Raw genomic sequence first — 13,334 nt, 5'->3', positions numbered from 1 at the left:
TCAATACTTGACTAAATTACTAGGTTAAGCGGATAATCTGATCATCGGGAATTGTTATAGTGGTGTCAAAATGAGCATGGTTGAATCGGTTGATCCTATCGAATTTACAGACGCAGCAGCGGCAAAGTTGCAATCTTTAATTGAAGAAGAAGAGAATGATCGGCTCATGTTACGTGTTTATGTGACGGGTGGAGGTTGTTCCGGTTTTCAATATGGCTTTACGTTTGATGAAGAACACCAGGAAGACGATACGGAAGTAAAGCGTAATGGCGTGACTTTGGTGGTAGATCCGTTGAGCTTCCAATACTTAGTTGGGTCAGAAGTAGACTATAAAGAAAATTTAGAAGGTTCGCGCTTCGTCGTGCAGAACCCTAATGCTACGTCTACCTGTGGTTGTGGTGCGAGTTTCAGTATTTAGTCTTTTCGTTGCTTGTCTGTGACGTCTTTAGAAATAACCCTTCGTATGCAGATGCGAAGGGTTTTTTTATGCTTTTGTATAAAGATTGTTGGCTTGTCTGGCTCTCTCTTCCTCAGTGACTGGGTTTCCCTCAATGGGCGTGTAATGGCCGACAAACAGTAATCCTACTTTACTATCTCCTAGCACGGCGGGGGTTAAAACATTGTTTTTTGCTCTCCAAATTCGCAAGCCGTAAATAGCAGATTGGGTGTTGTTTTCAGCGATTTTGCTTTGATTGATGTGTGCATGGAGTGACGACAATTGATCTTGTTCACCATCTTGGTCTAATAATATGTGGTAGTGCGTGATCTGTTGCTCAAGAAATTCTGGCGAATAGGGCGTGCGTAAAATGGGCAGCAAATTTTCTTTTGGTAGCGTGTGAAAAAAAATGGGTGTTTCCGGCGACCCGTTGTGAGGGGACAATAAAACCGTCATTTCAATAGGGATGCCATATAGTGGTTTGACGGGAATATGGAAGATAAGTTGTTTCGCAGGCGGTCTTTGCGGGACTTCTGGAGCTAGGTAATCGTCTGTTTTTTTTGTCTTTTCAGCGTGTAAAGGCGGGACTTGTAAAAATATTTTCCACTCTTTGGTGTCTAAATTGAGTTCTTCTGGTGAGTGAAGATGAAGAGCAGATTGCAGTATGTGACTTAATACATGCTCAATGAGATTGGCGAAAATGCTGGTTGAGGCGGTAAGCGTGTTTTTTGTTTGGCTGTCTAAGTGTATTTCTTTGACCTGATGGGCCGCAGAACTGAGATCAACCGAGTCTTTGTTGCTGATGATAGGGCGATATTTATTTCTCGCAATCAACTTTCTTTCGTTGGTTTGGGTACTTGCTCTGTTGAGCGCTTCTATAAATATCATGGTCCGACTCCTTTATTCGCTGTCAAAGGTATCGGCCATTATTTTAAAGAGTTTAGAGATAGTCTGTTTTTTGAGCAAAAAAGACTATCTCAGTGTGGTCTGTTAACGAAGTAAGTTAGACAATTTAGGATTGGGTTTTAGCGCAGCGCGGTAAAAAAGTGCTACTTTGCCAATCGTTTGTACCGTTTCAGACTTCATGATTTTATTGATTTCTTCAATCAATGCCGTACGTACTTCGCGATCTGTGATGCTAATGCGTATTTTAATCAGTTCGTGATCTTCAAGGGCGCGATCGATTTCAGTAAGAACGGACTCTGTTAGTCCGTTGCCCGCAATCATAACCACTGGATTAAGTGCGTGTCCGATTAGGCGATATTGCTTTTTTTGGGCGTTTGTAAGACTCATAGTAAAATTTTCTCATATTAGTTGATCCTCTTTATTGGAGGCTGAAGAGGTTAAGCGATATTATAGCGGAATATTGACTGATTTAGGTATGATGAAAACGTGGCAAGATCAAAAAGTAGTAATAATTGGATGAAGGAACATTTTGACGATCCGTATGTCAAAAAATCGCAACAAGATGGTTATCGCTCCAGAGCCAGTTATAAACTGATAGAAATTAACGATAAGGACAAGTTATTTCGACCCACGATGCGTGTCGTTGATTTAGGTGCGGCACCAGGTGGCTGGTCTCAGGTGGCGGCGAAACTGGTAGGAGATAAAGGAACGATTGTTGCTTCGGACATATTGGAAATGGCGCCTTTGCCGGGTGTGCGTTTTGTTCAGGGTGATTTTACTGAACAGGAAGTATACGAAGCGATTTTAAGGGAGATCGGAGATGAAAAAGCAGATCTTGTAATTTCCGATATGGCCCCCAATATGAGTGGGAACAGTTCTACTGATCAGCCACAAGCTATGTATCTTGTAGAACTTGCTTTGGATATGGCATCTCAAGTGCTGCGTCCGGGCGGAAATTTTCTAGTGAAGGTGTTTCAGGGGGAGGGGTTTGAAGAATACCTCAAAGCCATGCGGGCTCAATTTGATTCTGTTGTAACACGTAAGCCGGATGCCTCGCGAGCAAGAAGTCGCGAAGTTTACTTATTAGGAAGACAATATAAGGGTTAATAGGGTATGTTCTGGTATTATTACCAGAGATATTAAAAATAACCTTTAAGAGGTGTGCTCTTGAACGATATGCTGAAAAATATACTGTTGTGGTTAGTGATAGCTGCTGTACTGCTAACTGTGTTTAACAATTTTAATACAACGGCCGATACGAATCGGATTTCCTATTCTGAATTCGTAAAAGAAGTGCAAGATGGTCGTATAGCGAAAGTCGTGGTGGATGGTTATACCATTAGCGGTAGCCGAACAAGCGGTGATACCTTTGACACTGTGCGTCCTGCGGCAGCTGATCCGAAAATAATGGATGATTTGTTGAGTAATAATGTCATTGTTGAAGGGCGTATGCCTGAACAACAGAGCATTTGGACTCAATTGCTGGTCGCCAGTTTCCCTATTCTTCTTATACTTGCCATTTTCATGTTCTTTATGCGCCAAATGCAAGGCGGTGCTGGTGGTAAGGGCGGTCCTATGTCTTTTGGTAAATCCAAGGCACGCCTATTACCAGAAGATCAGATTAAAACGACTTTTGCGGATGTGGCGGGTTGTGACGAAGCGAAAGAGGACACGGAAGAGCTTGTTGACTTCTTACGTGAGCCAAGCAAGTTTCAGCGCCTTGGTGGTAAAATTCCACGCGGTATTTTGATGTGTGGTCCTCCAGGTACGGGTAAAACCTTGCTGGCTAAAGCCATTGCGGGCGAAGCAAAAGTGCCTTTCTTCACTATCTCCGGCTCTGATTTCGTTGAAATGTTTGTGGGTGTGGGTGCTTCTCGTGTCCGTGATATGTTTGAGCAAGCCAAGAAACACGCGCCATGCATTATCTTTATCGATGAGATCGATGCGGTAGGTCGTAACCGTGGTTCCGGTATGGGCGGCGGTAATGATGAGCGTGAGCAGACGTTGAACCAGCTTTTGGTGGAAATGGATGGTTTTGAGGGTAACGAAGGTATTATCGTTATTGCAGCAACAAACCGTCCTGATGTGTTAGACCCAGCATTATTGCGTCCAGGTCGTTTTGATCGTCAGGTACAAGTGGGTTTGCCGGACATTCGTGGCCGTGAACAAATTCTGAAAGTGCATTTGCGTAAAGTGCCTTGCGATGATGATGTTGAGCCAAAAAACATTGCTCGTGGTACCCCAGGTTTCTCTGGTGCTGATCTTGCTAACTTGGTTAACGAAGCTGCGTTGTTTGCAGCGCGTTCTAATCGTCGTTTAGTGAACATGGAGCAGCTTGAACTCGCGAAAGATAAAATCCTCATGGGCGCAGAGCGCAAAACCATGGTGATGAGTGATAAGGAAAAGCTAAATACGGCTTATCATGAGGCTGGTCACACTATCATTGGTTATTTGATGCCGGAACATGACCCTGTTTATAAGGTGTCTATCATTCCTCGCGGTCGTGCGCTGGGTGTGACCATGTATTTACCTGAAGAAGACAAATACAGCATCAGTAAGCGTGGTCTTGAAAGCCAAGTTTGTAGCTTATACGGTGGTCGTATCGCTGAAGAGATGATTCATGGTTTTGATGGTGTTTCTACTGGTGCGTCGAATGATATTGAGCGGGCCACGAGCATTGCTCGTAACATGGTTACGAAGTGGGGCTTGTCTGAAAAATTAGGTCCATTTGCTTACGAAGAAGATGAGAGTAGTGGTAGCTATATTTCTGGGCCTACAGGCAGTAAGGCGAATTATTTCTCACCAGAAACTGGCAAGATCATTGATGCGGAAGTTCAGGATATTATTACTCGTTGTTACGCCAAAGCGACACAGATTCTAGAGGACAATCGTTCTAAACTGGATGTGATGGCGGAAGCTTTGATGCAGTATGAAACGATTGATGCTAAGCAAATTAAAGAAATTATGGATGGTAACAAGCCTTCTGCCCCTGAGGGTTGGTCTGACCCTGGTGCAAATTCACCTAAAGGTGATGATGTAGAAATGGTAAAGGATGATGGCGTTGCTGATCCTGCAGATGATTCTTTAGATGCTGATCATTCTGCTGGGCAAGTTTCTCCAAAGCCTACGAGTGAGTAATTTTTCCTTGTTAATTTACTGATATGGATTTTTCATGTCGTTAATGTCATTCGGGGACAAGTCGTTAGACTTGTCCCTTCCTCATGTTATGGGCATCCTCAATGTCACCCCGGATTCTTTTTCTGATGGTGGTGTTTTTAACTCCCTAGATGCTGCTCTACGTCAGTCTGAGAAAATGATTGAAGAGGGTGTCAGTATCATCGACGTCGGTGGAGAGTCGACGCGTCCCGGTGCGGCTCCTGTTAGTATTCAACAAGAAATGGATCGTGTTTTGCCTGTTGTCGAAGCAATCAAGAAGCGCTTCGACACGATCGTTTCTGTTGATACCAGTAGCACTCATGTTATTCGTGAAGCAGCTCGCCTAGGTGCGGGTTTGATTAATGATGTTCGTGCACTTGAGCGTGATGGTGCGTTACAAGCTGTTGCTGAAACTGCCTTGCCAGTGTGTTTAATGCACATGAAAGGTGTGCCGCAAACAATGCAGCATCAGCCGGATTATGGCTCGGTTGTGGATGACGTAATGCGTTATCTACTGTCTAGGGTGGCTGAGTGTGAGCGTGCTGGGATTGATCGTTCACGTCTCATTTTGGATCCGGGTATTGGGTTTGGAAAAACACTGTCTCATAATTTATCCTTGTTAAATCACACGTCTCAGTTTAAAAAGATGGGTTTTGAGGTCCTTATTGGTCTTTCTAGAAAGACCATGATAGGGGATGTGCTAAATCTACCAGTTGATGAGCGTCTTTATGGCACGATGGGAGCAAATGCTTCTGCTTATTCACAAGGCGCTCGTATATTTAGGGTTCATGATGTTAGGCCGCATGTTGAAATGTTGGCGTTAATGTCTCGTATTGAGAGAGAAATTTGATGCGTAAGTATTTTGGAACAGATGGAATTCGTGGCAAAGTCGGTACGACCCCTATTACGCCTGAGTTTATGCTTAAGCTAGGGTGGGCCGCTGGGCAAGTTTTTAAGGAAAACGATAAAAAGATCTTGATCGGTAAAGACACTCGCATTTCTGGTTATATGTTTGAGTCAGCTCTTGAGTCTGGCATTGTTGCGGCTGGTGCAGATGTGCGTTTGGTTGGTCCTATGCCAACGCCTGCGATTGCCTATTTGACGCGAACGTTTCGCGCCAGCGCGGGTATCGTCATTAGTGCCTCTCATAATCCTTACACGGATAATGGTATTAAGTTTTTTTCTGCCGAAGGCGGGAAAATATCGGATGAGGTAGAAGAGCGAATTGAATATTTTATGGAACAACCCATGGTTGTGGTTGAATCCAGTCTTATTGGGCGTGCTAAACGCATTGATGATGCCGCTGGGCGTTACATAGAATATTGTAAAGGGACGTTTCCTATCGGCTTGCAGCTGAGTGGGTTGAAGATTGTTGTCGATTGCGCTGATGGCGCTACTTATCATGTTGCTCCACGAGTGTTTTCGGAGCTGGGTGCTGAAGTTATTGCCATAGGTGTAAACCCTGATGGTCTCAATATCAATGAATTCAGTGGGGCGACAAAGCCCGAGCTTTTGCGTAAAAACGTTTTAGCGGAAGAGGCGGATCTTGGCATCGCACTGGATGGTGATGGTGATCGTTTAATCTTGGTGGATCGTCATGGGGTGATCCGCGATGGGGATGACGTTCTTTATATCATTGCAAACCATCTGATGCGTACCGGGCGTTTTAGCGGTGGTGTTGTGGGTACGCTCATGAGTAATTTTGGCCTCGAATTGGCGTTTTCTGAAACGGGTATTGGTTTTAGTCGAGCGGCGGTGGGTGACCGATATGTGAATGAGAAGCTGATGCAGCATGGCTGGGTATTGGGTGGAGAGCCTTCTGGTCATATAGTGTGTCGCTCTATTACCACCACTGGAGATGGTATTATTGCTGCCCTTCAAGTGCTTCGTGCCATGGTGGAAGAAGGTAAGTCTCTTGACGAGCTTTTGGTTGGACTGGTTAAATTTCCACAGAAACTAAAAAATATACGCGTGGCACAGCGCTTTGTGCCAAATGAAGAGCCTGCTTTGCAAAAGGCGATTGCGGTAGCAAATGAGCGTTTAAATGGCCTTGGAAGGGTGTTGCTTAGAGCTTCTGGTACTGAGCCTCTAATTCGTGTCATGGTGGAAGGTCGAGACGATGCAACAGTGGATGAACTTGTCGATTATTTGGTCGAGGAAGTGAATTCTGTCGTTTTGGCAAAAGCAAACGCCTAAAGCGAAAATTATGGGTTGAATAGCAAGAAATAACTTGAAACCAAAGCGTCCATTCCATAGAATGGGCGCCTCGAATTTAGGGGTTAGAATATGATTCGTCAAAAGATAGTGGCTGGAAATTGGAAAATGAATGGCTCTAAAGAGTCCATATCTTTGCTGATTAATGGTTTGCTTGAGATGGAAGGTTCTAACTCTGAAGTGGTTGTTGCACCATCTTTCCCTTATTTATCTCAGGTTGAGAGTTTGGTTTCTGGTAGTGCTATTGTTTTAGCTGCTCAGAATATAAGCCAAGAAGTGAAAGGCGCCTTTACTGGGGAAGTTTCTGCTTCCATGTTAGGTGATTTTGGCGTTAAGTATGTATTGCTTGGTCACTCTGAACGACGTTCTCTTTATAATGAAGAAGATGAAATTGTCGCATCAAAAGTGAAGCTGGCATTAGAATTTGGCTTGACTCCCATTCTGTGTGTTGGAGAAACGCTGGCAGAGCGTGAGGCAGGCAAAACGCTTGAGGTTTGTGAACGACAAATTCAAGCGGTGATAGATGTTATTGGTATTGCTGCATTTGATAATTTGGTTATCGCTTATGAGCCTGTATGGGCGATAGGTACAGGCTTGTCAGCCAGTGCAGAGCAAGCACAAGATGTGCACAAAGCAATCAGAGCTTTTTTAGCTCAATCATCCGAATCTGTTTCTCAGAAAGTGCAGATTTTGTATGGTGGAAGTGTTAAGGCATCAACCAGCTCGGCTTTGTTCAAAATGCCTGATGTAGATGGTGCTCTTGTTGGTGGTGCATCTCTTGATGCAAAAGAATTTATAGCAATAGTAAAAGCAGCAGGTTAATTAATGGAAGCACTTATTTTAGTTTTGCATGTACTGGCGGCAGTAGTAATTATTGCGTTGGTCTTGTTACAGCAAGGTAAAGGTGCGGATGCGGGTGCCTCTTTTGGTGGCGGTGCGTCCCAGACAGTATTTGGAAGTCAAGGTGGTAGCAGTTTTTTTGGAAAGATGACGGCGCTTTTTGCATTGATTTTCTTTTTGACTAGCTTTGGTTTGGCTTACTTTGCAAGTGAACAAGCAAAAAGTGTTTCTGGTGCCCTTGATTTTGTTCCTTCAGCACCTCAAGTGGAAGAAACAGTTGGTTTGCCTGATTTGGGTGGTAAAAAAGACACAGCATCGGATATACCAGTAACTGAGTAATTTCAGTCGTTGAGTGTTCTGTTGTTGTGTTTGGTTAAAGGTTTTGCGGATGTGGCGGAATTGGTAGACGCGCCATCTTGAGGGGGTGGTGAGCAACGCTCGTGGGGGTTCGATTCCCCCCATCCGCACCAATATTGAACTGGTGTCGTATTTTGTGTATGATGTCGTCATATTGATGCAGAGCAATCTGGTTTGTTGAGGTGAGACTGGCTTTAACGAGTTATTCTTCTCATGGTTTTCCTAATTTAGGTATCCGCAGCAGTTTGTTCTTAGTATTTGGTGTCAGGATTGACAGCCTTCCTTGTGAAGGATGCTCTTTCAATGCTTCATTGAATAGAGTACTGAGAACCCCTATATGGGGTTTTTTGTTATCTGCACCGTGCACTATGTTTTAATGAAAATGGGCCTTGAGCCCGTTTTTTGTTTCTGCGTTTTACAAAATAGGTTTTCGGAGAAAACGATTGTCAGCAAAATATACGATTTTAGAAGAACTTATTCGACCAGTCGTTGAAGGTTTGGGGTTAGAGTTTTGGGGAATGGAGTACTTATCTTTAGGTAAGGATTCTGTGCTTCGTATTTATATTGAAACAGACGATGAAAAAGGCATTGATGTCGAAGATTGTGCTCGAGTTAGTCGTCAAGTAAGTTCCATTTTAGATGTTGAAGACCCTATTACTGGGGAATATAGCCTAGAAGTATCATCACCAGGTTTAGATCGGCCTTTATTCAGTTTGGCTCAGTATCAGGCGTATATCGGTTCTATTGTTTCTTTGCGTTTACGAGTGCCTTTCGACGGACGACGTAAATTTAAAGGACAACTCATGGGGATCGAAAGCGAAGATATTGTGATTCGTGTAGATCAAGAAGAATACCTATTGCCTATCGAGTTAATTGATAAGGCAAATGTTGTTCCACAATTTTAAAATTAACCTTGAAGAGAGGCTAAAAGGATGAGCAAAGAAATTCTTTTGGTAGTGGAAGCCGTTTCCAACGAGAAAGATGTTCCGAAACAAGTTATTTTCGAAGCCGTTGAAATTGCTTTAGCAAGTGCTGCCAAGCGTCGTTTTGAAGAAGATGCATTAATTCGTGTTTCTATTGATCAGCGTACAGGTGATTATAAAACGTACCGTCAATGGCACATCGTTGCAGATGAAGAATATTCAGCGCCAGCTTCAGAGCTAACAATCGATGACTCTGAAGAGCAGAATCTTGGTTTGGGCATTGGCGAGATTTACGAAGAAGAAGTCGAGTCTGAAGCGTTTGGCCGTATTGCCGCGCAAACAGCGAAACAAGTGATTGTACAGAAAGTGCGTGAAGCGGAACGTGCAAAAATGGTTGCGCTTTACACTGAAAAAGTAGGCAAGCTTGTTCATGGTCAAGTGAAAAAAGTGACACGTGATAGTTTGATTATCGATTTGGGTGAGAACGCTGAAGCGTCTTTACCAAAAGATCAGCTGATTGCTCGTGAGAGCTTCAGAATGAACGATCGAATTCGTGCTTTATTGCTTGAAATTCGTGAAGATAATCGTGGATCGCAGTTGATCCTTTCTCGTAATGCACCTGCATTCATGATTGAGCTATTCCGTCTTGAAGTGCCAGAAATTGCAGAAGAAGTGATTGAGATTCGTGGTGCGGCGCGTGATCCAGGATTGCGTGCAAAAATCGCTGTAAAAACAAATGACCGTCGTATCGATCCAATTGGTGCGTGTGTTGGTATGCGTGGTGCACGTGTTCAAGCTGTGTCAAATGAAATGAATGGCGAGCGCGTCGATATCGTTCTTTGGGATGATAACCCAGCTCAATTAGTGATTAACGCTATGGCGCCTGCTGAAGTTGATTCTATCGTTATTGATGAAGACGCGCATTCTATGGATGTGGCGGTTAAGAGCGACAACTTGGCGCAAGCCATTGGTCGTAACGGTCAAAACGTGCGCTTGGCTTCTACATTGACGGGTTGGTCATTGAATGTAATGACCAGCGAAGACGCAGAAGCAAAACAGCAAGAAGAGTCGCAAAAACTCATTGATATTTTTGTTTCTGGTTTAGACATTGATGACGATTTAGCCATTCAGATGGTTGAAGAGGGATTCACTTCCTTAGAAGAAGTGGCCTATATCCCGATGGAAGAAATGTTAGACATCGACGGATTTGATGAAGATTTAGTAAATGAACTACGTTCACGTGCAAAAGAGTCCTTATTAAACCGAGCTCTACAAGCTGAAGAGCAATTGGATGATGCCAAGCCTGCTGCTGATTTGTTAGCAATGGACGGTATGGACAATCATCTTGCTTTAGTTTTGGCTTCTATGGGAGTGATCACCATGGAAGATTTAGCAGAGCAATCGGTAGATGAATTGCTAGACGTTGAAGGTATGACAGAAGCGCGCGCAGCGAGTCTTATATTGACAGCTCGTGCACCTTGGTTTGCTGAATCTGAATAAAATCTGAGTACATAAGGGGGAACTTAATGACAGTTCAAACCGTAAAGATATTATCCGAGCTGGTCAATACGCCAGTCGATAAGCTACTAGCTCAGATGAAAGACGCTGGTCTGCCTCAAACGAGTGCAGGACAAGAAGTCTCTGAAGTTGAAAAGCAAGCGTTGCTGAATTATCTGAAACGTCAGCATGGCGAAGACAGTGGTAATAGCCAAAGAATTACTCTGCAGCGAAAGACAACAAGTACATTGTCGCGCGATGGCGGAAAAGCAGTTAATATTGCAGTGAAGAAAAAGCGTACATACGTAAAACGTGACGATTCAGACAGTGAATCACAAAAGCAAGAAGAGTTATTGCTTGCACAGCGTCTTGCTGAAGAGCAAGAGCGTTTGGCTGCTGAAGAGCAGGCTCGTTTAGACGCTGAGCGCAAACTTGAAGAAGAGAAGGCGGCCAAAGCGAAAGCTGAAGCCGAAGCAAAAGCGCGTCAAGACGCAGCGGCAAAAGCCGCCGTAGCGGATGCTGACGCGGTAAATTATACGGAGCAGTATGTTTCCGATATAGGAGCGGCAGAACCCGTGGAATCACCGAAGCAGCCTAAAGCAGCGAAAAAAATGTCTCAACCAGCGATGGACGGTAAAAAATCAACGGTTGCACCAAAAGGCAAAAAAGGCCCAGTGAGACATGACAACGATAAAGATAAACCTCGTGGTCGTATTAACCCAGATAACAAGCGCACCTCACGCGTTAATGTCAACGACGAAGATGAATTCACTCGTCGCGGCAAGTTAGGTCGCAAAAATAAGAAGCCGGCAAAACAAGAGCACGGTTTCCAAAAGCCTACGGCTAAAATGATTCATGAAGTCGCTTTGCCAGAAAGTATCACTGTGGCAGATCTTGCCGAAAAAATGGCAGTGAAAGGCGCAGAAGTCATCAAGGTCATGTTCAAAATGGGCGCCATGGCAACGATTAACCAAACCATTGACCGTGATACGGCAACACTTGTTGTTGAAGAAATGGGTCATACGGTTAAGTTGATTGACGAAAATGCCGTTGAAAATGACATGATCGAAGCCATTGACTACGAAGGTGAAGCGATTAAACGTGCACCAGTCGTTACCGTAATGGGCCATGTTGACCACGGTAAAACGTCTTTGCTTGATTATATTCGTACGACTCGCGTCGCTGCGGGTGAGTCTGGTGGTATTACTCAGCATATCGGTGCTTACCATGTTGAGACTCCGCACGGTATGATCAGCTTCTTGGACACACCTGGACACGCTGCGTTTACGTCGATGCGTGCACGTGGTGCGAAAGCAACCGATATTGTTATTCTAGTGTGTGCTGCAGACGATGGCGTTATGCCTCAGACAATTGAAGCTATTCAGCATGCTCGTGCTGCTGGTGTTCCAATGGTCGTTGCCATGACTAAAATCGATAAAGAAGGCGCGGATTTAGATCGTGTTAAAAACGAATTAGTGGCGCAAGGTGTTATTCCTGAAGAATGGGGCGGTGACGTTCAGTTCGTCGGTGTGTCGGCTAAGTCTGGTGAAGGTATTGAAGCGCTTCTAGAAGCCGTGTTGTTGCAATCAGAAGTACTTGAATTGACAGCGGTTCCGAGCGCACCAGCAAAAGGTGTGGTGGTTGAAGCGCGTTTGGATCGTGGTCGCGGTTCTGTAGCGACCTTGTTGGTACAAAATGGCACCTTGAAGAAAGGCGACATCGTGTTGGCTGGTCTTCAGATGGGCCGTGTACGTGCTTTGTTGGATGAGACTGGTAAGACAATTGATTCTGCAGGTCCTTCTATTCCTGTTGAGATTCTTGGTCTTGATGGAACGCCAGAAGCAGGTGAAGAGTTCATCGTTGTAGCGGATGAGCGTAAGGCGCGTGAAGTGGCGAACTTCCGTCAAGGTAAATACCGTGAAGTGCGTTTTGCTCGCCAGCATTCTGCTAAATTAGAGAACTTATTCTCTGAGATGGGCAAAGACGAAGTTCGTACTCTGAACATTGTTATCAAAGCGGACGTTCGTGGTTCTCTTGAAGCCTTGATCAAGTCATTGACTGACATGAATACAGATGAAGTGAAAGTTAACGTTATCTCTAGTGGCGTTGGTGGTATCACGGAAACGGATGCAACGTTAGCGCTAGCGTCTGATGCGGTTATTTTCGGTTTCAACGTGCGTGCAGATAATTCTGCTAAGCAATTCATTGAGCGTGAAAGTATTGATCTTCGCTACTACAGTGTTATCTATAACATTATTGACGATGTGAAATCTGCGTTGTCAGGTATGTTGTCTCCAGATCTTCGTGAAGACATCAAAGGTACGGCCGAAGTACGTGATGTGTTCAGTTCGCCTAAGTTTGGTTTGATTGCCGGCTGTATGGTGGTAGAAGGGACGGTTTACCGTAACAAACAGATCCGTGTATTGCGTGATGATGTTGTTATTTATGAAGGTGAACTTGAATCTCTTCGTCGCTTTAAAGATGCGGTCAATGAAGTTAGCCGAGGCATGGAATGTGGTATCGGTGTTAAAAACTACACTGACGTAAAAGTAGGCGATAAGATCGAGGTTTTTGAAACCATCGAAGTTGCGCGTACGTTATAATAGGACAAGATCATGGCAGGCGAATTTAGTCGTACTAGTCGGATTGGTGACCAGCTCCAAAAGGAGCTGGCGTCCTTGATCCAGTTTGAAGTAAAGGATCCGCGTTTAGGGTTGGTTACTGTCAACGAAGTGCGTGTAGCAAAAGATTTAGGCTATGCAGATATTTATTACACTGTTTTGGGTAAAGACGATCAGCCAGAAGTATTGGCAGAGAACCAAGCGGCTCTTGACAGCGCGAAAGGTTTTTTACGTCGTCGTTTAGCACAAGAAGTTAAACTTCGTGTTATGCCGCATTTGCGCTTTCATTATGACCAAAGTGTGGTCAATGGTTCGCGTATGTCGGCTCTGATTGACGAAGCGATTCGTGATGATGAGACGAAAAACGGTAACGAAGGCGAGTAA

General features: G+C 44.3%; 13 protein-coding genes and 1 tRNA gene. 12 read left to right on the top strand and 2 right to left on the bottom strand.

Going from position 1 to position 13,334, the window contains the following annotated elements; genetic code table 11:
• Positions 1–70: 70 nt before the first annotated feature.
• Positions 71–418: an iron-sulfur cluster insertion protein ErpA gene (erpA, locus tag DKT73_RS08540; protein WP_111638136.1), complete on the top strand. Its 348-nt coding sequence runs from the start codon at positions 71–73 to the stop codon at positions 416–418.
• 66 nt (positions 419–484) lie between these two features.
• On the opposite strand, the gene DKT73_RS08535 is transcribed toward erpA, so the two are convergent.
• Together DKT73_RS08535 and DKT73_RS08530 are read right to left on the bottom strand one after the other, a co-directional pair.
• Entirely contained in the window at positions 485–1,324 is an 840-nt protein-coding gene (locus DKT73_RS08535) for a hypothetical protein (RefSeq protein WP_111638135.1), read from the bottom strand.
• Positions 1,325–1,426: 102 nt separating this feature from the next.
• Positions 1,427–1,729, bottom strand: a complete 303-nt coding sequence (locus DKT73_RS08530) for a YhbY family RNA-binding protein (protein WP_111605596.1) — start codon at positions 1,727–1,729, stop codon at positions 1,427–1,429.
• 99 nt (positions 1,730–1,828) lie between these two features.
• On the opposite strand from DKT73_RS08530, the gene rlmE reads away from it, so the two are divergent.
• The 11 genes from rlmE (at position 1,829) to rbfA (ending at position 13,334) form a co-directional block, all read left to right on the top strand.
• Positions 1,829–2,449: a 23S rRNA (uridine(2552)-2'-O)-methyltransferase RlmE gene (gene rlmE, locus DKT73_RS08525; RefSeq protein WP_111638134.1), complete on the top strand. Its 621-nt coding sequence runs from the start codon at positions 1,829–1,831 to the stop codon at positions 2,447–2,449.
• 60 nt (positions 2,450–2,509) lie between these two features.
• On the top strand, positions 2,510–4,480 hold the full coding sequence (gene ftsH / locus DKT73_RS08520; protein WP_111638133.1) for an ATP-dependent zinc metalloprotease FtsH: 1,971 nt from the start codon (positions 2,510–2,512) through the stop codon (positions 4,478–4,480).
• Positions 4,481–4,514: 34 nt separating this feature from the next.
• Entirely contained in the window at positions 4,515–5,348 is an 834-nt protein-coding gene (folP, locus tag DKT73_RS08515; protein WP_111638132.1) for a dihydropteroate synthase, read from the top strand.
• Positions 5,348–6,694 carry a phosphoglucosamine mutase gene (gene glmM / locus DKT73_RS08510; RefSeq protein ID WP_111638131.1) on the top strand — a complete coding sequence of 449 codons (1,347 nt, stop codon included), beginning with the start codon at positions 5,348–5,350 and terminating at the stop codon, positions 6,692–6,694. The genes folP and glmM overlap by 1 nt, the downstream gene beginning before the upstream one ends.
• Before the next feature lie 90 nt (positions 6,695–6,784).
• A complete protein-coding gene (gene tpiA, locus DKT73_RS08505) occupies positions 6,785–7,534 on the top strand; it encodes a triose-phosphate isomerase (RefSeq protein WP_111638130.1) in 750 nt (249 codons plus the stop codon).
• Between the two features lie 3 nt (positions 7,535–7,537).
• Positions 7,538–7,891 carry a preprotein translocase subunit SecG gene (gene secG, locus DKT73_RS08500; RefSeq protein WP_111638129.1) on the top strand — a complete coding sequence of 118 codons (354 nt, stop codon included), beginning with the start codon at positions 7,538–7,540 and terminating at the stop codon, positions 7,889–7,891.
• Between the two features lie 45 nt (positions 7,892–7,936).
• Positions 7,937–8,022: transfer RNA gene (locus DKT73_RS08495), tRNA-Leu, on the top strand.
• A gap of 330 nt (positions 8,023–8,352) precedes the next feature.
• A complete protein-coding gene (gene rimP / locus DKT73_RS08490) occupies positions 8,353–8,814 on the top strand; it encodes a ribosome maturation factor RimP (RefSeq protein ID WP_111638128.1) in 462 nt (153 codons plus the stop codon).
• Positions 8,815–8,841: 27 nt separating this feature from the next.
• Positions 8,842–10,332 (top strand): transcription termination factor NusA, encoded by a 1,491-nt coding sequence (gene nusA / locus DKT73_RS08485; RefSeq protein WP_111638127.1) that lies wholly within the window; start codon positions 8,842–8,844, stop codon positions 10,330–10,332.
• 26 nt (positions 10,333–10,358) lie between these two features.
• Positions 10,359–12,932 carry a translation initiation factor IF-2 gene (infB, locus tag DKT73_RS08480; protein ID WP_111638126.1) on the top strand — a complete coding sequence of 858 codons (2,574 nt, stop codon included), beginning with the start codon at positions 10,359–10,361 and terminating at the stop codon, positions 12,930–12,932.
• Between the two features lie 12 nt (positions 12,933–12,944).
• Positions 12,945–13,334, top strand: a complete 390-nt coding sequence (gene rbfA, locus DKT73_RS08475) for a 30S ribosome-binding factor RbfA (protein WP_067013360.1) — start codon at positions 12,945–12,947, stop codon at positions 13,332–13,334.

It is taken from the genome of Marinomonas shanghaiensis (assembly GCF_003259175.1).
Classification (GTDB): Bacteria; Pseudomonadota; Gammaproteobacteria; order Pseudomonadales; family Marinomonadaceae; genus Marinomonas; species Marinomonas shanghaiensis.
This window is presented reverse-complemented; position numbering and strand designations above follow the sequence as displayed.